Source organism: Clostridium sp. Marseille-P2415, assembly GCF_900155545.1.
In the GTDB taxonomy this organism is placed as follows: domain Bacteria; phylum Bacillota; class Clostridia; order Lachnospirales; family Lachnospiraceae; genus Lacrimispora.
This window is the reverse complement of record NZ_LT732526.1, coordinates 3,280,396-3,299,802: the sequence shown is the minus strand read 5'-3', so window position 1 is coordinate 3,299,802 and position 19,407 is coordinate 3,280,396. Positions and strand designations below refer to the sequence as shown.

Here is a 19,407-nt window from a genome sequence, read left to right as displayed (position 1 = left end):
TTTCATTTAGAAGGGCGGTTTGGAAAGCCATTCTTAAGTAAGTGTAGTTGAAATGCTTCACAACGCGCCAAAAGCCATCGTCAGAGAATCCACCTTCCGTAAGAAGGCAGTGGATATGGGGATTCCGCTCAAGAGGCCGGCCGAAGGTGTGGAGGACACAGATGAAACCGGGAACAAAGTTTCTGCTTTTATTCAACGAGTAGAACATTCGGAGAATGACACTGCGTACCGCTTGGAAAAGACAATCCAGCAGGGGCCGTTCTTCGAGGAAGAAGGGGCGGAGATCCTCATCAATGGTAAAAACACAGTGTCGGTGGGTGCAGCGGATGAGCTTAAAGGACATTTTGGTTGAGCGGTCAATACAATATCGGTTCCCTCAGGTAGGGCAAAACTTGGAGTGGCAGCGGAACGGAACAAACTTAATCTCACCACAAAAAGGGCATCCGTACATGGCANAGATAACGGCTGATATATTTCACTACGGTATCAGGATCGCAGAGACTGGGCTTTGCATAAACGTAGAATCCATTTTTGTTTTTGTGGTAAATGGCAGCCTTGGTTTTTTTGAAAGAGGGACCGATGCGTTTTTCCATTTCATTTAGAAGGGCGGTTTGGAAAGCCATTCTTAAGTAAGTGTAGTTGAAATGCTTCACAACGCGCCAAAAGCCATCGTCAGAGAATCCGCCTTCCGTAAGAAGGCAGTGGATATGGGGATTCCANGATAAGAGAAAAAGTGTGCGCCACCGATTAAAGTCTAACAGGATTTTGTGCTTTGATTTTGGCACGGCTTTACAAAGCCGTCTGTCTGCCTCACGGTGCCTTGCATAAAGACCATAATATCGGGTCATTTTGAAATGTTTTTCTGGTATGTGCTGGATGAGAAGTTTCATGAAGTCCAACACGGGAATCGTTTTCACAACATAAGAGTTATCCTCGTGCTTGTTGTAATGGAAGGTCACGTTTGTGCCATCGTAGGAATCAATCCTGGAAGTGGCAATGACAGGGCGGCCGAGATAACGGCTGATATATTTCACTACGGTATCAGGATCGCAGAGACTGGGCTTTGCATAAACGTAGAATCCATTTTTGTTTTTGTGGTAAATGGCAGCCTTGGTTTTTTTGAAAGAGGGACCGATGCGTTTTTCCATTTCATTTAGAAGGGCGGTTTGGAAAGCCATTCTTAAGTAAGTGTAGTTGAAATGCTTCACAACGCGCCAAAAGCCATCGTCAGAGAATCCGCCTTCCGTAAGAAGGCAGTGGATATGGGGATTCCACTCAAGAGGCCGGCCGAAGGTGTGGAGGACACAGATGAAACCGGGAACAAAGTTTCTGCTTTTATTCAACGAGTAGAACATTCGGAGAATGACACTGCGTACCGCTTGGAAAAGACAATCCAGCAGGGGCCGTTCTTCGAGGAAGAAGGGGCGGAGATCCTCATCAATGGTAAAAACACAGTGTCGGTGGGTGCAGCGGATGAGCTTAAAGGACATTTTGGTTGAGCGGTCAATACAATATCGGTTCCCGCAGGTAGGGCAAAACTTGGAGTGGCAGCGGAACGGAACAAACTTAAGCTCACCACAAAAAGGGCATCCGTACATGGCACCGCCGAAAGAGGGATCCCCACAGTGAATCATTTTTTCAACATTCTCTATGACAACGTCACGAGGATGAAGAATATATAGCATTTCTTCATAATGGTCAATAAAAATCTTTTGCAGGACATTCATAAGACCATTATAAAGAAAAAGTCGCAAAAAAGGAATCCCCTAATTCCCCTCATGAATGAGGGGCTAGGGGAGTTGAGGTGCCGAAGGCACTTTCTTGTATCTAAAATAGTAATTGAAGTTTGCAGTACCCAAGCGGGTGCTGCATTTTTGTGTCAAGGAGGTTTTGAAGTGAATAAACAGATTACGACTATTACTGCAAAAAATAATCACATAGATAAAAAGTTAAAGGTTGCTGCTTACTGCTGTGTCAGCACCGAGCATGAGGAGCAAAGACAGAGTTTAAAATCGCAAGTAGCTTACTACACGCAAAAAATCTGCAATAACCCGGATTGGAATTTTGCTGGTATTTACGCTGAACAGGAATCAGGTACAAGAGTGGATAACAGAGAGGAAATTCAGCGATTAATGAATGATTGCAGAAAAGGAAAAGTAGATTTGATTTTAATGAAATCCCTTAGCCGTTTTGGGCGTAATACGCTGGATGTCCTGCTTATGCTTGATGAATTATCAAAATTAAATGTAGTTGTCTACTTTGAAACTGAGAACATTTGGTCTAATGATCCTCGGGTGAAAAAGTATATTACTATGGCAGCTGCGGCTTATCAGGAAGAAAGCAGACAGAAAAGCGAAGCAATCAAATGGGGTATTCGACAGAGCAGTCACCATGGACATATAAAGCTAAATCACTCACAGTTTTTAGGCTATGGCAGAGATGATAATGGAAACTCAAGAAACATCTTGAAGATCACGGTATCAAGACTGTCACTGGCAAGGAGCAATGGAGTACATCAACCATTGACCGAATTCTATCCAACGAAAAATATATTGGCCGCAATGTTACTCCAAAAACTCATACTCCAGATTTCCTCACAGGTAAACAAGAAGAAAACCAAGGACAGATTGATACGATTATCATTAAGAATTCTCACCAAGCGATTATTAGCCAAGAGATGTTTGAGACAGTACAGAATTTAAAAGGAAATATTAAATACGAAGATAGCAAGACATAAAAAGCATAATGGACGAGAGTATTTGTGCGCAACCGCACCTGAAATAGTTACTATATTTATGTGTAGCATTATCGTTCGACATGCCTGTTGATACCTTTGAAATTATAAAGAGAAAAAAACTCTCATAATCTCCAAAAATAGTTGTATAATATAATAGTAAGTGGTAATATAATAGTTATTAGAGATATTTTCTCTCAAATTTGAAAAGAGGTGTTTTTATGCTTATTAGATTTTCGGTGGAAAATTTTTTATCTTACAATAAAAAACAAACTTTTTCTATGATTGCAGGACGCACTCAAAACCATCTTGATCATATATTTAAAATTGAAGATGTTAGCTTGCTTAAATTGAGTGCTATTTATGGTGCAAACGCCTCTGGAAAAAGTAAAATTTTTGAAGCAATGAAATTTGCTTCCCATGTGGCAAAATCAAATCTTCCCCTAGACTCAAAAGATATGTTTTGCAAACAAGCAAAGGAAAATGAGATGCAGCCGTCATTATTTGAATTTGAGTTCTATACAAATGGCTCGTTTTATGCTTATGGATTTTCTGCAATATTATCTCAACAAACAGTTACTGCAGAATGGCTTTACAAATTATATCCTAGTAAAGATAAACAAGAGTATATTTTCGAAAGGGAGTTTGACAATATACAAAGTTCATACAATTTGAATTTAAACAAAAGTTTCCTTAACTTATCAGATGAGGAAATCCACTTTTTAAATATATCAAATGATTTTATGGATGATAGGCGTATTTTGCTTCTTAATACAGTGAATAAAAGCAAAAAGGCAACTAACAGCAAGAATTTAATTAGTTTTGTTGATGTATACAAATACTTCACTTCAAATCTTGATTTTATTATGCCTGACACTGTAATTCAAAGTTTTGAATGCTATGAAAACAGCGAAGATAATTTTCAGTCATTTGTTGATGCTGTACGTAGTTTTGATACCGGGATCATTGACATAAAGAACGAGCACATTGATATTTCGGAGTTGGAAACTAAGTTACCTAGCGGAGTATATAAAGCAATTGCCAAGGCTCTAGATGAAAATCAAAACAATTCATTAATTAAAGGGTTTGCTATTATTCATTCTGGACCCACGGGTTGGTATAGAATTGAACAAAAGACAAAAGAAGAATCATTAAAAGTAACTACAATAATTCTACATCATAAAAATAGTGTATATGATTTTGCTTTCTCCGAAGAATCAGATGGTACTCAAAAAATATTCGATTTATTGAGAATTGTTATGCAAAATAAAGAAGGGGGAGTTTACATTGTTGATGAATTAGAAAGAAGTTTACACCCCAAGGTAACAGAACGGTTATTACAGTTGTTTGTAGAATTAACTAAAGGTAAAAGCACACAACTTATTTTTACAACGCATGAATCTTCAATAATGTCACAGGATGTCTTCCGGCGTGACGAGATATGGTTTGTTGAAAAAAATGAAGATAATGCTTCGATAATTNCCACAGTGAATCATTTTTTCAACATTCTCTATGACAACGTCACGAGGATGAAGAATATATAGCATTTCTTCATAATGGTCAATAAAAATCTTTTGCAGGACATTCATAAGACCATTATAAAGAAAAAGTCGCAAAAAAGGAATCCCCTAATTCCCCTCATGAATGAGGGGCTAGGGGAGTTGAGGTGCCGAAGGCACTTTCTTGTATCTAAAATAGTAATTGAAGTTTGCAGTACCCAAGCGGGTGCTGCATTTTTGTGTCAAGGAGGTTTTGAAGTGAATAAACAGATTACGACTATTACTGCAAAAAATAATCACATAGATAAAAAGTTAAAGGTTGCTGCTTACTGCTGTGTCAGCACCGAGCATGAGGAGCAAAGACAGAGTTTAAAATCGCAAGTAGCTTACTACACGCAAAAAATCTGCAATAACCCGGATTGGAATTTTGCTGGTATTTACGCTGAACAGGAATCAGGTACAAGAGTGGATAACAGAGAGGAAATTCAGCGATTAATGAATGATTGCAGAAAAGGAAAAGTAGATTTGATTTTAATGAAATCCCTTAGCCGTTTTGGGCGTAATACGCTGGATGTCCTGCTTATGCTTGATGAATTATCAAAATTAAATGTAGTTGTCTACTTTGAAACTGAGAACATTTGGTCTAATGATCCTCGGGTGAAAAAGTATATTACTATGGCAGCTGCGGCTTATCAGGAAGAAAGCAGACAGAAAAGCGAAGCAATCAAATGGGGTATTCGACAGAGCAGTCACCATGGACATATAAAGCTAAATCACTCACAGTTTTTAGGCTATGGCAGAGATGATAATGGAAACTCAAGAAACATCTTGAAGATCACGGTATCAAGACTGTCACTGGCAAGGAGCAATGGAGTACATCAACCATTGACCGAATTCTATCCAACGAAAAATATATTGGCCGCAATGTTACTCCAAAAACTCATACTCCAGATTTCCTCACAGGTAAACAAGAAGAAAACCAAGGACAGATTGATACGATTATCATTAAGAATTCTCACCAAGCGATTATTAGCCAAGAGATGTTTGAGACAGTACAGAATTTAAAAGGAAATATTAAATACGAAGATAGCAAGACATAAAAAGCATAATGGACGAGAGTATTTGTGCGCAACCGCACCTGAAATAGTTACTATATTTATGTGTAGCATTATCGTTCGACATGCCTGTTGATACCTTTGAAATTATAAAGAGAAAAAAACTCTCATAATCTCCAAAAATAGTTGTATAATATAATAGTAAGTGGTAATATAATAGTTATTAGAGATATTTTCTCTCAAATTTGAAAAGAGGTGTTTTTATGCTTATTAGATTTTCGGTGGAAAATTTTTTATCTTACAATAAAAAACAAACTTTTTCTATGATTGCAGGACGCACTCAAAACCATCTTGATCATATATTTAAAATTGAAGATGTTAGCTTGCTTAAATTGAGTGCTATTTATGGTGCAAACGCCTCTGGAAAAAGTAAAATTTTTGAAGCAATGAAATTTGCTTCCCATGTGGCAAAATCAAATCTTCCCCTAGACTCAAAAGATATGTTTTGCAAACAAGCAAAGGAAAATGAGATGCAGCCGTCATTATTTGAATTTGAGTTCTATACAAATGGCTCGTTTTATGCTTATGGATTTTCTGCAATATTATCTCAACAAACAGTTACTGCAGAATGGCTTTACAAATTATATCCTAGTAAAGATAAACAAGAGTATATTTTCGAAAGGGAGTTTGACAATATACAAAGTTCATACAATTTGAATTTAAACAAAAGTTTCCTTAACTTATCAGATGAGGAAATCCACTTTTTAAATATATCAAATGATTTTATGGATGATAGGCGTATTTTGCTTCTTAATACAGTGAATAAAAGCAAAAAGGCAACTAACAGCAAGAATTTAATTAGTTTTGTTGATGTATACAAATACTTCACTTCAAATCTTGATTTTATTATGCCTGACACTGTAATTCAAAGTTTTGAATGCTATGAAAACAGCGAAGATAATTTTCAGTCATTTGTTGATGCTGTACGTAGTTTTGATACCGGGATCATTGACATAAAGAACGAGCACATTGATATTTCGGAGTTGGAAACTAAGTTACCTAGCGGAGTATATAAAGCAATTGCCAAGGCTCTAGATGAAAATCAAAACAATTCATTAATTAAAGGGTTTGCTATTATTCATTCTGGACCCACGGGTTGGTATAGAATTGAACAAAAGACAAAAGAAGAATCATTAAAAGTAACTACAATAATTCTACATCATAAAAATAGTGTATATGATTTTGCTTTCTCCGAAGAATCAGATGGTACTCAAAAAATATTCGATTTATTGAGAATTGTTATGCAAAATAAAGAAGGGGGAGTTTACATTGTTGATGAATTAGAAAGAAGTTTACACCCCAAGGTAACAGAACGGTTATTACAGTTGTTTGTAGAATTAACTAAAGGTAAAAGCACACAACTTATTTTTACAACGCATGAATCTTCAATAATGTCACAGGATGTCTTCCGGCGTGACGAGATATGGTTTGTTGAAAAAAATGAAGATAATGCTTCGATAATTTATTCGCTTGATAAATTTAGCGAACGGTATGATCGCAAAATTGACAAAGCTTATTTAGATGGGCGGTATGGTGCATTGCCCATCTTCACACAAACCGAATGTAAAGGCGGTGATCAGTGATGCCGCTTAGAGAATATCGCCCTCTTACTAGAGAGGTTGACATTGGTCTACCGGGTGAGTTTAGGATTGCATACTATATTGTGTGTGAAGGACAAAACACAGAATGGACATATTTTACATGGATATGTAATTCCAAAAGACAGCTAGGCATACACAATGCAATCAATATTGTCCCGTTGGAAAAGACAGGGGAGCATCAAGGGTGGAGCAATCCTAAAAAGCTTTTTGGACTTGCCGAGCAAAAACGGAAAGAGCTTAAAGAAACTGAAAATTCAACCTATACTGAAGACGACAAATTTGTAATTGTATTTGATCTGGATATTTATAACGGTACAGAAAGTGCTGATTTTATTGAACTACTGACAAATGTAAAGCAAGATGAAATTATGGTGACAACAAATCCGTGTTTTGATATGTGGTTGTTATTACATGCTCCAAACGCTTATAATAATTACATTCTTGGAGATGAAAAACAAATATTACAAAATAGTAAGGTGAGCCTCAAACACACTTATACCAGTAAGAAAGCATCAAAAATATTGGGGTTTAATACAAAGGGCAACTTCACGTGTCAACCGCTACTAAACACTGTGGATGATGCAATAGAAGAAGAAAAGAAAATCTGCGAGGATGTAAGTGTTATGCTCAATCAGATAGGCTGTAACATGGGTACTTTCATAACAGAATTACGTAAAAAGCAATTTGAATAGTAAAAACATAAGGAGTCATAGTCACCGAACTCGTCATTCAACTGGGTTTGGAGATAATCCACATTTGGACTCAGCTTTTTCAAAATTTTTTATGATTTATTTAAATCCTGCATCTATTTTGACCTAATGACACACAGGATCGGGTCAAAATAGATGCAGAGCTGAAAAAGCCAGTGTTTATGAGGCCTGACGAGGGTTTTGAATGAAAGGTTCAAGGCCCTCGTTTTTTATAGATGCACCCTGCTTTTTTAGAAAAAAGCGGGGTGTTTCTATTTTTTTAGGCTAGAAGCAGTCCGGCAGACAACTAAATCAAGCCAATACCTTATTACGATACCGGGCTGAGTAGCTATTGTGTTTTTGGGAAAGCGGTCAGTGCCTAAAGAACTTCCACTATCTCTTCTCGCTTAAGGCACTTACCCCTATTTGACGATTTAATGGATGATTTGAAAAAGAAGTCCGAGGAAGAAGGTACAAGCAATTTTAAAGTATCCATGCGCTCTAATCACAGCTTCTTTAATTTAGAATTTCAAAAAGGGAAAGAACCGAAAGTCACCACAATTAAGTTAAAACACGGAAAATCATTTTACAGCTATAAATTTAAAGAAGAGTCCGATGGTACCCGACGCTTATTTGAACTGCTGGATATGCTGCTAAACAAAGGAAATAACAAGGTTTATGTAATTGATGAAATGGAACGCAGCTTGCATCCAAAACTTACTTCCAAGTTTATTGAGCTGTTTGACAAGCTCCATTGTGATCAAAAGATGCAACTAATTTTCACTACACACGAATCGTCAATAATGGATCAGGAACTGTTTCGAAGAGATGAAATTTGGTTTGTTGAAAGAGACAAGGATAACAGCAGCCATATATATTCACTCGATAAATTTAAAGAGAGATATGACAAAAAGCTTAGCAAGGCCTACTTGGAAGGTCGATATGGTGCTATACCTGTGTTTACCTCTTTTTGCTTTAAGGAGGAATAAGTTATGGCACCAATTCGCTCATATACCAATTGGAATGTCCGTTCAACAGACAACGATGCTCAAATTGAACCTTACAGACATTATTACTTCATTTGTGAAGGCCGGAACACTGAGAAATGGTATTTTGAAAAGTTAATAGATATTCGAAAAGAATTGTCAATCCATTCAGACATAGAACTGGTTTACCTTGAAAAAACTGATGAAGATGAAAATTTGTCAAACCCTACGCAGCTTATTGATTTTGCCGATCAACAGAAAAGAAATGGTGCAATAGCCTTCGATCACAAATTTGATAAGATGATTGTGGTATTTGATGCTGATGTTTTTGAAAGCATCTATACTGATTATAATGAAGTAATTGCCAAGGGGCTTCAAAAGAACTTACTCGGAGTGACGAATCCAAGCTTTGAGCTGTTTCTGCTCTTACACTATCCAAATTCAGTTGATGAGTTGATTCTTACCGATCAGGTCAATATCATTGCCAATAATTGGGTTGGAAATGGACAAAACCGCAGACGGTATATCGAAAATTTATTTAGAAAAAAATCTGGAATGCGTCCAAAGAGCAACAGCGCTATCGGAGAACTTGCACATGATGTTCTGATTGCCATTGAACAAGAGAAAAAACTTAACAACGATATTTCAATCTGCAAAGGTACCATAACCAGCAATATCGGATGTATCATCGAATCAATAATTAGGGACCAATGTAATTAGCTTTCAGCGAAATGTATTTACCTTTATGCAGGCATGGCAAATTAAGTCAGTTAGGCAGACAACTTAATAAAGTCAATATCGTACGAACAATTTGAAGCGTCTGTATTCTTTGTAGTAACTTTTCCGTTTTCGGTAAATTGAATCTGGATTTTGCCGCCGGTTATAGAAAAACAGAAGAATTTTTAAGGTAGGTAGGCCTTTGAAATGTATGAATGATATATGGAGGCTTTTATGGATAATAAGGAGAAAGTAAAATATTTTTACGAGCATGTTACTTCCAACCATCTCATTGACGAGGTTTGTGAATACGTATCCGATGCCTGTACGATTCGGTTAGGAGAAAGTACGATTCCCGTTGGGATAGAAGGAATGCAGCAGCATATGGTGGAAGTAAGGAAAACCTATCCCGATTTAAAAATGACCATTACCCGCCAATACTGTGACGGCGATTATGTGATTTCCGAATTCATTATGGAAGGTACGCATAAAGGTGAATGGCTGGGGATGAAGCCTACCGGTAAAAAAATATGCATAACCGGGGTTGATATCGATAAAGTGGTAGACGGAAAAATTATTGAACACGGTGGAGCAGCCAATACTTTTGATGCTTTGTTTGAAGCCGGGATCATCCGCCCTGCTCTGTAAAAAGATAATTTATTTCATATGGAGTGACAGGATGTCTTCGAAAATATTAACAGAAAAAGCCATTCAGTATTTATTAGAGGATCATCTTTCTAATATAGATATGCTGGAGCCGCTTCGACGCGGAACAGCGGACATTCTATATGCTGAAAACGATGGCGTAGTGATCCATGAACGAAACAGTCATGCATACATGATATCAATGCAGGATTTGGAAAAATGTCAATCAATAATTGACTTTGGCAAGTACCGTTTGTTTGCTGTCCATCAAAATAATATAGCTGACTGGATCCGGAAAAAAGGCAGGTTTTCTAATCGGTTTGAAGTCTGCCAGGCAGTATACGGAAGGAATGAAACCTTTGAAGGTCACTTTGATTCAATAAGAGTTTTATCCTATGAATATATAGATCAAATCTGCCGGAATTATGATGCCATGGATGATAGACAATATATTGAAAAACTAATTGACAAAAAACAATTATGGGGAATTTTTGACAATGATGCTCTGGCAGGTTTTATAGGCGAGCATCTGGAAGGAAGTATGGGGCTGTTAGAAGTTTTGCCTGAATATCGGAGAAAAGGTTATGGGTATAAGCTGGAAACGTTTTTAATAAATCATTTTCTGCAATTAAATGTGATACCTTTCTGCCAGGTCAGAATTAATAATTCGGAATCCCTCGCATTGCAGAAAAAAATCGGAATGGAGATATCAGAGCTGACGACATTCTGGATTTCTGACTAAGTAAGGTCCGGTCGGGGAGGATTATGATGAATGGTGCGGCTGTAGTTCGTAGTTGAGTTAAGTAAATAATACATTCATACAGGTGAAAAAATGTCATGCGGTCAAAACCTCATGGCATTTTTTTTTAATATCATTTATATGGATCCCATTGCTTCATTGCTTAATAGATGCATCCCTCATATCCTGCTGATACCTATCGTCAGGTGTCGCAAAGAAGCAGCGGATACAATATGCAAAGCTAATAAGTTAAGGCATAAATTGTAAATGCTTATGCGGGAAGTCCGGTGACGTAAAAAAACCACAGTCAGCCATGTTATTATTTTAACAATATGATAAGAAAGTTGAGAAAGTAAAATCAATAAAAAAATAAGTATGACAAAAAATCTTACAATCCTTTGATTAATATGGAAAAAATGGAAGAAAGAAAAAGCCGTACAAATAGGGTTGTTAAAAAAATACCGTTTTTGCCAGCAGAATAGGATTGTTAAAGCTTTAAAATTCCCAAAATGAAGTGAAAAATATATCAATGTGCCTTTTTTCCTCCTTTTAAATTGAACAGATTGTGCAAAAAGAAAAATCAATAATGATAGAAAAATGAATTAATTATCAATAATAACAGTAAATAAAATTAATTATTTTAACAAGCAAAATAATTTAAAATGTTAAATAATAATCAGGAAAAGATAATTAAATATCAAAATAATGTGAAATTAATATTTAAATTGACAGATTAAAAAGCGGGAATATAATGGTCAGTAAAGAACCTGTCGAATACACAATTCCGGAAAAGAGAGGAGAATAAATGATGAAGAACGTAGAGCTTCAGGAAAGATATCAACTATTTATAGGAGGTCAGTGGAAAGATGCATCCGACGGTAAAACATTTCCGACTGCCTGTCCGGCTGACGGGAGGGTGCTGGCTGAGTGTGCACAAGCCACAAAAGATGATGTGGATGAAGCGGTCCGGGCAGCATGGAAGGCATTTGAATCGTGGAAGCATGTGCCGGTGAATCAGAGAGCTGTTATTCTCAATAAAATTGCCGATATCATTGATGCCAACAGAGAGCATCTGGCAATGGTGGAATCATTGGATAACGGGAAACCCATACGGGAGACCCTGGCTGTGGATGTTCCGCTGGCAGCCCGGCACTTCCGCTATTTTGCAGGCTGTATTTTAGCGGATGAGGGCAGTGCTAATGTGCTGGATGAGAATACCCTGAGTCTGATCCTCAGGGAACCGATCGGCGTGGTCGGGCAGATCGTTCCATGGAATTTCCCGTTTTTAATGGCAGCCTGGAAGCTGGCGCCGGTTCTGGCCAGCGGCTGCTGTACGGTTATTAAGACTTCCAGTACAACACCGCTCAGCATACTTGAGTTTGCAAGGCTGGTTCAGGATGTGATACCGGCCGGGGTATTCAATGTTATTACAGGTGCAGGTTCCAAGTCCGGGCAGTATATGCTGGAGCATGAGGGCTTTCGAAAGCTGGCTTTTACCGGGTCCACAGAAGTGGGAAAAAGTGTGGCGCTGGCAGCTGCGGAAAAGCTTATTCCGGCTACCCTGGAGCTGGGCGGCAAGTCAGCCAATATTTTCTTTGAGGACTGCGATTGGGAAATGGCTATGGATGGCGTACAATTGGGGATTCTGTTCAATCAGGGGCAGGTGTGCTGTGCCGGTTCAAGAGTCTTTGTACAGGAAAGCATTTACGATAAATTTGTGGAAGAGGCGGTGAAGCGTTTTAACAAGGTGAAGGTAGGCCTTCCATGGGAAGCAGATACCCAGATGGGAAGCCAGATCAACAAAGGGCAGATGGAGAAGATCCTGGGCTATGTAGAAGTGGGAAGAAGTGAAGGCGCTGAGGTGCTCTGCGGCGGAGTACAGGTCAGGGAAGACGGCCTGGAGAATGGAGCCTTTTTACGGCCAACGCTTCTTGGTAATGTGACCAACCATATGAGGGTTGCCCAGGAAGAGATCTTCGGACCGGTTGCATGTATCATAAAGTTTAAAACAGAAGATGAGGTTATTGCCATGGCCAATGACAGCCAGTTCGGACTGGGCGGTGCTGTTTGGACCAGGGATATCAACCGGGCCATCCGGGTTGCCAGGGCGGTGGAAACCGGACGCATGTGGGTCAATACTTACAATGCCATTCCGGAGGGAGCTCCGTTTGGCGGATATAAGACTTCCGGGATCGGACGTGAGACACATAAGGTGATCCTGGACCATTATACCCAGATGAAAAATATTTTAATAAATTTAGGGGAAGCTCCTTCCGGTGTTTATCCGGTAAAATAATATTTTAAGCAGGGAAAGCGGTTTTGGATCCTGAGGTTCCAAGGCCGCTTTTTTGCATGAGTACTTCATTTGCCGGAAAATGTATGGTATGATTGTTGAAAAAGACAGCGTAAATTGTAATAAAGTAAAAAGGAGTACGACAAATGGAAAGAAAGATTCTTCTTCTCGGTGATCCAAAGCTGTATGAGATGAGTAAAGAATGCACGAAAGATGAATTGCCCCGAATCAGGCAGATACAGGATGATCTGCGGGACAGCCTGATTGAATTTCGAAACAAATATGGTGTGGGCAGGGCAATTGCGGCTCCCCAGATCGGAGTAAAGAAACGGATCATATACCGGCATCTGGAGTCGCCGATATTATTTATCAATCCCCGGATCGAGTACCCGGACGATGAAAAGATGGAAGTGCTCGATGATTGTATGTCATTTCCGGGACTTTTTGTTAAGGTGATGCGGTATAAAAGGTGCGTGTTCCATTACAAGGATGAGAACTGGAATGATTGTTCCCTGGAATTCGAAGGGGATATGTCTGAGCTGCTGCAGCATGAATATGACCATCTTGACGGAATCCTCGCTACAATGAGGGCCATTGATAATAAATCGTTTGTAATCAAGGGATAGCTTCATTTTACCTTAATCAGATAAAACAGGAGTTTGGGGAGCCGGAAAGCGATTATGAATACAGTTCTGAAATCAAATACAGCTATGGCAAAAAGAAAAAGAATATCGAGATGACGTTTGATAAAGATAACGGAAATAAACTTGAACAGCTATATGTTGAATACAATGTACAATAGTTAAGCGGAATTCAAAGAAGAGCAAACGTCAACAAAATTTTCAGTACAAACAGGTTACAAAATATATGAAATAAACAAAATAAAAATAAATATTGTTACCGAGGCGTGATTGTGATATAATCCTATTGCTTTCGATGTTTTACATAAGTTAAAGCTGGGGGCTGCCAATACCAATTGACTAGGAGAGAATATGAAAAAAAGATTTTATTGTTTATTTTTAGCTTGTTTATTAATGTTAGCATTTACGGGATGCAATAAAAAAACTGAAACGGCTGCAGAGGCTTCTGAGACTTCAGAATCTGCAGTAAATGCAGAGACAGTGGAGACAACAGAAGAAGCGAAGGAAACGGATCCGGCCGATGCATTTAAACCGTTTGAAGATCCTAAGGGCGCGTTTACAGCGGCTTTTCCTGGAACGCCCGAAGAGAGCGTACAGATGGTGCCTGCTGCCGGAACCTCGGTTGAATTACATTCTTATTATGTAGAATTAAGTGATACAGCATATAATGTGATTTATAGTGACTATCCGGAAGGCAGTGTTACTGATACGGCTGCAGTATTGGAGAGCGCAATGACGGGCATACCTTATCCCATTGAAGAAAGCAAAGACATCATGCTGGGGGATTATGCCGGCAAGGAAGTCAAATATTCAGGACAGTCAGGTTCTGATACAATTACCTTTTATCAGAGAGTTTACGTTGTAGGAGATCGTATGTATCAGCTTCAGGCAATGAATACCACAGGAGAAAGAAGTCCTGAAGTAGATGTCTTCTTTGACTCTTTTGCTCTGTCTGAATAAAGAACTGACAAATATAAAATTTAATGATTCCCCATTTTTAATGAACCTTTTTATATCGAAAGAAACGGTGTCTTTCTTAGACATAGTTTAAGAAAGGCCCATGGCTGCACCTGCAATGGAAGTGCTCCCATGGGCCTTTTAGTATTACTGGATAAAGGTTCCTGCCTTGATCTGGTCTACGATTTCCTTATACTGGGTCTGAACATCCTCAGGTACGAGATTTGAGAAGGTTCCGATGCTTAAACAGCCGTTGCTTAAATCGCCGTAGATGGTACGGTTACCAAAGGAACCGGACTCCACGTCTTTCATACAAGCCTTGATCAAAGCTGCGTTATCGGTCACTACGGAACAGATGATAACCTTATCATCGGCAGAGCCTAAGTCTCCAGGCTGGCCGATGTCGTATTTGCCTTCTGATCCTGCCAGGGCTTCCCGTGCACCGGTATCAACCGCAGATGCATCGCCGAACATCACATCCACATGATAGGTGGAAATCATGGAGGAAGCGATTTCCTTTCCTTTTGCGGTATCACTGAATGAACCGGCGTATGCAGAGGAAACCTTGATATCCGGATTTACCTTCTGTGCGGCTTTCTCGTAACATTCCAGCTTTGCCTTTGTGGTGTCAAGCTCCATGCCGCCGATGAAACCGATGCTGCCGGTTTTGCTCATAAGGCCTGCCAGCGCGCCTGCCATATAGCCGATCTGCTTTGCATCCGGAAGGATGGAGGTGATGTTATCGGTTTCTACGGTTCCGTTTAACAGGGCGAACCTGATCTCCGGATATTCTTCCGCCACCTGCTTTACTGCATCGGTGTACTGGTTGCCGGGAGCAAAGATAAGGTCATAGCCCAGCTCTGCATAATCGGTCATGACCGTAGCATAATCTGCAGTTGCCACATTATCGGTATAGACGGTCTCCCAACCGCTGTCCTTAGCGGCGTCGACCATTGCCTGGTAGCAGCTGGCTCCCCAGCCCCCGTCCGAAACAGAAGAATCCAAAACCATGGCAATCTTAAAGTCTTTGCCTTTTGCGGTTTCAGCGGCAGCAGTGGTTCCGGCGGCTGATGTACCGGAAGCAGAGGTGTCTGCTGCGGTTGTTTCTGCGGAAGATGGAGAGGTGGAATTACCGCAGGCTGACAGGCTCATGGCGGTAAGAGCGGCTGCCAGGAACAGAAAAGCTGTTTTCATAGTCTTTTTCATAATGAAATCCTCCTTTGAATGTTTGAAGTAGTATATAATCCCAGGAAATGTCCTGTAATTACCATTAACGTTCTTCCCGGTAGTAGGGCTGTCCGTTTGCCTTGGGGCCGCTTTTTTTGATGCCGAAAAATGCCAGTACGAACAGGGTGCACAGATAAGGGATCATCTGGAGTATCTGGTAGGGGGTGGAAGGGCTTAAAAGCTGCAGGCGGATCTGTAAGGCGTCGCAGAAACCAAAGAGCAGGCAGGCAAGCAGGACACCGGCCGGCATCCAGCGGCCGAAAATAACAGCTGATAATGCGATGAAGCCCCGCCCGGCTACGATTCCCTCAGAATAGGTACTGGTGTAACAGATGGTTAAATACGCTCCGCCAATGCCGGCCAGGGCCCCGCAGATGATGCAGGCAATGTATTTTTGAAGGACCACATTGATTCCCAGAGTCTCGGCGGCTTTTGGAAATTCCCCTACTGCCTTGAAATTCAGCCCTGCCTTTGTCCGGTTTAAGAAAACAGCCGTGACCGGAACCAGAAGGTATGCAATATATACCAGCGGGATATGGTTGAAGAAGACAGGCCCAATGACCGGGATATTGCCAAGTACCGGAAGGGGCACTGCCTTCATGGATACCCCCTGGATCAGGGTGGAAGTGTCGGAAAACGACAGGCGGTAGAGGAAGGAAGCCAGGGCCGGAGCAAAGATGTTGATTGCCATGCCGTACACGATCTGGGGAGCGCAAAGCTTAATGGTGCAAAAGGCATAGATCATGTTAATGGCGATTCCGGACAGAGCGCCGGCTGCGATTCCCGCCATGGGGCTTCCGGTGCGGAAGCCGATGAGAAAGCCGGCTAAGGCGCCGAAGGACATGATGCCGTCAAGGCCGATATTAACCAGACCGGCCCGTTCGGAATAGGTTTCCGCCAGAGCTGCAAACAGGATAGGAGTTGCCATACGGACGGTCGATAACAGCAATTCCACAAAAAAATTCAAGTTGAAAAAAGCGTCCATCAGTTCATTCCCTCCTTTTTCCCGGATTGTCTGCTAAAGTATTGTTTGATCGCCGGCAGTTTAAGGAGTGCGGTGCCGGCAACGGCAAATATGATAACTAACGCCTGGATGATGTCAACGACTGCGGTAGGGACCTGCATTCCGGTCTGGAGCGTGCTGGCCCCTTTTCTGAGTATTGCAAAGATAAAAGCCACGATTGCTGTGCCTATGGGGTTAAGCTGGGCGATGAGGGCGATTGCCACGCCGTCAAAGCCAAAGCCCTGGCCAAAACCGCTCATCAGGCGGAGCTGTTTCCCGTGAAGCTCCACGCTGCCGCCCAGCCCGGCGACAGCCCCCGAGGTAATAAAGGAGAACAGCACATACCGGTTGACCGGAAAGCCGTTAAAAAATGCGGCGGTAGCATTTAAACCGACTGCCCGCAGTTTAAATCCCTTGGAAGTGCAGAAGAGAAAGTAATAGCCTGCGGAGGCCAGGAAAAGTGCAATGGCGATTCCCCAGTGAACCGGAAAGCTTTTGGAAATAAAAGCGATTTTTGTACTGTCAGGAATGGCATAGGTCTGCGGTACGCTCCCGTCGCGCAGGAGCGTGGTGTATACATAGCCCATGAACAGCGTTGCCACGTAATTGAGCATGATGCTGACGATCATCTCATTGAGCCCCCGGGTAATTTTAAGGATTCCCGGGATTGCACCCCAGACGGCACCGCCGGCCGCGCCGATGAAAAGGCTTAACAGGATTCCCGGAGCCCCTTCGATTCCGGACTTCGTGACAAAAAAGATGCTGGCAACGGCTCCCATGATGAACTGACCCTCTCCTCCGAGATTGAAGACGCCGCATTTATAAGAGAAAGAAGCGGTCAGACCTGTGAAGATCAGCGGACAGGCGATGACCAGGGTCTGGGCTATCTTCCTGCTGCTTCCGAATGCACCGGAAAATAAGAAACCGTATGCCTGGAACGGATTTTTTCCGAGACACAGTATGATGATTCCGCCTATAGTAAAGGCCGCCAGAATGGAGATCACCGGCACAATGATTTTAATCAGGTTATCTTTTTGTTTCATGTCTGGTTCTCCTTTCCGGCCATGGCCAGTGAGATTTGTTCGATGGGTGGATTGTCTCCGGGATAGACGCCCATGACCCTGCCTTCAAACATAACGATGATCCGGTCAGAAAGATTTAAGATCTCATCAAAGTCCGCACTGATTAAGAGAATGCCGCAACCCTTTTCCCTGGCTTCGATCATGGTGTCGTGAACGTAGCGGGCAGCCCCGATATCAAGCCCTCTGGTGGGGTGGACTGCTACCAGAAGCTCGGGCTTGTTTTCCAGTTCCCTTGCCAGAATGATTTTCTGCTGGTTTCCGCCGGATAGGTTGCGGACTTCCTGTTCGATGGAAGCACAACGGATGTCATTTTTTTTCTGCATATCCAGGGCAAAGGCGGTTATGGATTTTTTCTTTAGCAATGCACCGCGGCCATAGGAGAACCTCTCCTCTTCCGTGGATTTTAATACCAGGTTTTCCCGCACGGTCATGTTTCCGATAAGGCCCATTTTATTCCGGTCCTCCGGTATGTGGGAGACGTGGGAAAGGATAAAGCCATTTGGTGCGAACCGGGAGACCCGGCCGGCTTTCAGCGTCACGGTTCCCTTATCCGGTGAAATGACCCCGGCAGCCAGCTGGGCCAGCTGGGACTGACCGTTTCCGTCAACACCTGCGATGCCCAGGATCTCACCTTTTTTTACCGTAAGGCTTACATCATTTAAACCGCTGTGCTTATGTTCCTTCTGGTAATCCACGTGTTCCAGGCCCAATATCTCTGCTCCGGGTTTTGTGATCTTTTTATAGTTGCCCGGAGCCATTTCCCGCCCGATCATCAGATTGGCGAGCTGGGTTCCGTCCGTCTTATCCTTGTCCAGTGTGGTCACTGTTTCACCCGCCCGAAGAATGGTGATGCGGTCGCTGATGGCAAGCACTTCGCGCATTTTATGGGAAATGAAGATAACGGATTTTTTTTCCCCCGTCAGTTTGCGGATGATCGCAAACAGGCCCTCGGTCTCAAGATCGGTAAGTGCGGCTGTAGGCTCGTCCAGGATGAGGAGTTCTGCACCGCGGTATAAGGCTTTTAAAATTTCCACCCTTTGCTGGGCTCCCACGGAAATTTCAGTAACAGGCTTATCCAACTCAACGTCCAGGCCATATTTCCCGGAGAGGTGTAGGATATCCTTTTTCAGATGTTCCTTTTTTATAAAGATGGAGGAATCCTTCTTGCTGCCCAAAATGATATTTTCAAAGACGGTCATGGCTTCCACCAGCATGAAATGCTGATGCACCATGCCGATGCCCAGCCGGACTGCTGCCTTTGGAGATTCGATCCGTACCTTTTCCCCGTGCAGACAGATTTCCCCGCCGGTGGGCTGGTATAAGCCTATGAGAATGTTCATCAGTGTGCTTTTCCCTGCACCGTTTTCCCCTAACAGGGTATGTACCTCTCCTTCCTGTACCGAGAGATTGATATTGCGGTTGGCGTACACTTCCCCAAATTTCTTGGTGATATGTTCCATTTTCAGCAATTCTTTCATG

Annotated in this window: 15 protein-coding genes and 6 pseudogenes; 14 read left to right on the top strand and 7 right to left on the bottom strand. The window is 41.6% G+C overall.

Going from position 1 to position 19,407, the window contains the following annotated elements:
* The 3 pseudogenes from BQ9856_RS25850 to BQ9856_RS25840 all read right to left on the bottom strand — a co-directional run.
* Positions 1-454: pseudogene (locus BQ9856_RS25850) on the bottom strand (IS91 family transposase); the annotation flags it as partial.
* A 4-nt stretch (positions 455-458) separates the two neighbouring features.
* A pseudogene (locus BQ9856_RS25845) lies at positions 459-725 on the bottom strand (transposase); the annotation flags it as partial.
* A pseudogene (locus BQ9856_RS25840) lies at positions 726-1,727 on the bottom strand (IS91 family transposase); the annotation flags it as partial.
* Here BQ9856_RS25840 and BQ9856_RS25340 point away from each other — a divergent pair.
* The 14 genes and pseudogenes from BQ9856_RS25340 to BQ9856_RS19990 form a co-directional block, all read left to right on the top strand.
* Positions 1,695-2,336 (top strand): annotated as a pseudogene (locus BQ9856_RS25340) (recombinase family protein); the annotation flags it as partial. The pseudogenes BQ9856_RS25840 and BQ9856_RS25340 overlap by 33 nt on opposite strands.
* 143 nt (positions 2,337-2,479) lie before the next feature.
* Positions 2,480-2,737 (top strand): recombinase family protein, encoded by a 258-nt coding sequence (locus BQ9856_RS25335; protein WP_235839326.1) that lies wholly within the window; start codon positions 2,480-2,482, stop codon positions 2,735-2,737.
* Between the two features lie 218 nt (positions 2,738-2,955).
* Positions 2,956-4,134: pseudogene (locus tag BQ9856_RS20040) on the top strand (AAA family ATPase); the annotation flags it as partial.
* 156 nt (positions 4,135-4,290) lie between these two features.
* Positions 4,291-4,932: pseudogene (locus tag BQ9856_RS25330) on the top strand (recombinase family protein); the annotation flags it as partial.
* A gap of 143 nt (positions 4,933-5,075) precedes the next feature.
* Complete coding sequence (locus BQ9856_RS25325; protein ID WP_235839326.1) at positions 5,076-5,333, top strand: recombinase family protein; 258 nt, start codon at positions 5,076-5,078, stop codon at positions 5,331-5,333.
* 218 nt (positions 5,334-5,551) lie between these two features.
* On the top strand, positions 5,552-6,931 hold the full coding sequence (locus tag BQ9856_RS20030) for an AAA family ATPase (RefSeq protein WP_077612594.1): 1,380 nt from the start codon (positions 5,552-5,554) through the stop codon (positions 6,929-6,931).
* A complete protein-coding gene (locus tag BQ9856_RS20025) occupies positions 6,931-7,641 on the top strand; it encodes an RloB family protein (protein ID WP_077612593.1) in 711 nt (236 codons plus the stop codon). Before BQ9856_RS20030 ends, BQ9856_RS20025 begins: the two co-directional genes overlap by 1 nt.
* 434 nt (positions 7,642-8,075) lie before the next feature.
* A complete protein-coding gene (locus BQ9856_RS20020) occupies positions 8,076-8,627 on the top strand; it encodes an AAA family ATPase (RefSeq protein WP_077612592.1) in 552 nt (183 codons plus the stop codon).
* Between the two features lie 3 nt (positions 8,628-8,630).
* On the top strand, positions 8,631-9,344 hold the full coding sequence (locus tag BQ9856_RS20015) for an RloB family protein (RefSeq protein WP_077612591.1): 714 nt from the start codon (positions 8,631-8,633) through the stop codon (positions 9,342-9,344).
* Between the two features lie 231 nt (positions 9,345-9,575).
* Positions 9,576-9,989, top strand: a complete 414-nt coding sequence (locus BQ9856_RS20010; protein WP_077612590.1) for an ester cyclase — start codon at positions 9,576-9,578, stop codon at positions 9,987-9,989.
* A gap of 31 nt (positions 9,990-10,020) precedes the next feature.
* Positions 10,021-10,728, top strand: coding sequence for a GNAT family N-acetyltransferase (locus BQ9856_RS20005; protein WP_159442049.1), 708 nt, complete (start codon positions 10,021-10,023; stop codon positions 10,726-10,728).
* Positions 10,729-11,533: 805 nt separating this feature from the next.
* Positions 11,534-13,021 (top strand): aldehyde dehydrogenase family protein, encoded by a 1,488-nt coding sequence (locus BQ9856_RS20000; protein WP_077612588.1) that lies wholly within the window; start codon positions 11,534-11,536, stop codon positions 13,019-13,021.
* 143 nt (positions 13,022-13,164) lie between these two features.
* Positions 13,165-13,644, top strand: coding sequence for a peptide deformylase (locus BQ9856_RS19995; protein ID WP_077612587.1), 480 nt, complete (start codon positions 13,165-13,167; stop codon positions 13,642-13,644).
* Positions 13,645-14,010: 366 nt separating this feature from the next.
* Positions 14,011-14,619, top strand: a complete 609-nt coding sequence (locus BQ9856_RS19990; RefSeq protein WP_077612586.1) for a hypothetical protein — start codon at positions 14,011-14,013, stop codon at positions 14,617-14,619.
* A 144-nt stretch (positions 14,620-14,763) separates the two neighbouring features.
* Here the strand turns inward: BQ9856_RS19990 and BQ9856_RS19985 are convergent, their stop codons facing one another.
* The 4 genes from BQ9856_RS19985 to BQ9856_RS19970 all read right to left on the bottom strand — a co-directional run bounded on the left by BQ9856_RS19985 (position 14,764) and on the right by BQ9856_RS19970 (position 19,406).
* Positions 14,764-15,822: a BMP family protein gene (locus BQ9856_RS19985; protein ID WP_235839264.1), complete on the bottom strand. Its 1,059-nt coding sequence runs from the start codon at positions 15,820-15,822 to the stop codon at positions 14,764-14,766.
* Positions 15,823-15,886: 64 nt separating this feature from the next.
* A complete protein-coding gene (locus BQ9856_RS19980; RefSeq protein WP_077612585.1) occupies positions 15,887-16,828 on the bottom strand; it encodes an ABC transporter permease in 942 nt (313 codons plus the stop codon).
* On the bottom strand, positions 16,828-17,889 hold the full coding sequence (locus BQ9856_RS19975) for an ABC transporter permease (protein ID WP_077612584.1): 1,062 nt from the start codon (positions 17,887-17,889) through the stop codon (positions 16,828-16,830). Before BQ9856_RS19975 ends, BQ9856_RS19980 begins: the two co-directional genes overlap by 1 nt.
* Complete coding sequence (locus tag BQ9856_RS19970) at positions 17,886-19,406, bottom strand: ABC transporter ATP-binding protein (protein ID WP_077612583.1); 1,521 nt, start codon at positions 19,404-19,406, stop codon at positions 17,886-17,888. Before BQ9856_RS19970 ends, BQ9856_RS19975 begins: the two co-directional genes overlap by 4 nt.
* Position 19,407 lies beyond the last annotated feature (1 nt).

What these genes read in the sequence shown, in the direction of transcription:
- BQ9856_RS20030 (WP_077612594.1), top strand. Translation starts at nt 5,552, where the DNA reads ATGCTTATTAGATTTTCGGTGGAAAATTTTTTATCTTACAATAAAAAA.
- BQ9856_RS20025 (WP_077612593.1), top strand. Translation starts at nt 6,931, where the DNA reads ATGCCGCTTAGAGAATATCGCCCTCTTACTAGAGAGGTTGACATTGGT.
- BQ9856_RS20020 (WP_077612592.1), top strand. Translation starts at nt 8,076, where the DNA reads ATGGATGATTTGAAAAAGAAGTCCGAGGAAGAAGGTACAAGCAATTTT.
- BQ9856_RS20015 (WP_077612591.1), top strand. Translation starts at nt 8,631, where the DNA reads ATGGCACCAATTCGCTCATATACCAATTGGAATGTCCGTTCAACAGAC.
- BQ9856_RS20010 (WP_077612590.1), top strand. Translation starts at nt 9,576, where the DNA reads ATGGATAATAAGGAGAAAGTAAAATATTTTTACGAGCATGTTACTTCC.
- BQ9856_RS20005 (WP_159442049.1), top strand. Translation starts at nt 10,021, where the DNA reads ATGTCTTCGAAAATATTAACAGAAAAAGCCATTCAGTATTTATTAGAG.
- BQ9856_RS20000 (WP_077612588.1), top strand. Translation starts at nt 11,534, where the DNA reads ATGAAGAACGTAGAGCTTCAGGAAAGATATCAACTATTTATAGGAGGT.
- BQ9856_RS19995 (WP_077612587.1), top strand. Translation starts at nt 13,165, where the DNA reads ATGGAAAGAAAGATTCTTCTTCTCGGTGATCCAAAGCTGTATGAGATG.
- BQ9856_RS19990 (WP_077612586.1), top strand. Translation starts at nt 14,011, where the DNA reads ATGAAAAAAAGATTTTATTGTTTATTTTTAGCTTGTTTATTAATGTTA.
- BQ9856_RS19985 (WP_235839264.1), bottom strand. Translation starts at nt 15,822, where the DNA reads ATGAAAAAGACTATGAAAACAGCTTTTCTGTTCCTGGCAGCCGCTCTT.
- BQ9856_RS19980 (WP_077612585.1), bottom strand. Translation starts at nt 16,828, where the DNA reads ATGGACGCTTTTTTCAACTTGAATTTTTTTGTGGAATTGCTGTTATCG.
- BQ9856_RS19975 (WP_077612584.1), bottom strand. Translation starts at nt 17,889, where the DNA reads ATGAAACAAAAAGATAACCTGATTAAAATCATTGTGCCGGTGATCTCC.
- BQ9856_RS19970 (WP_077612583.1), bottom strand. Translation starts at nt 19,406, where the DNA reads ATGAAAGAATTGCTGAAAATGGAACATATCACCAAGAAATTTGGGGAA.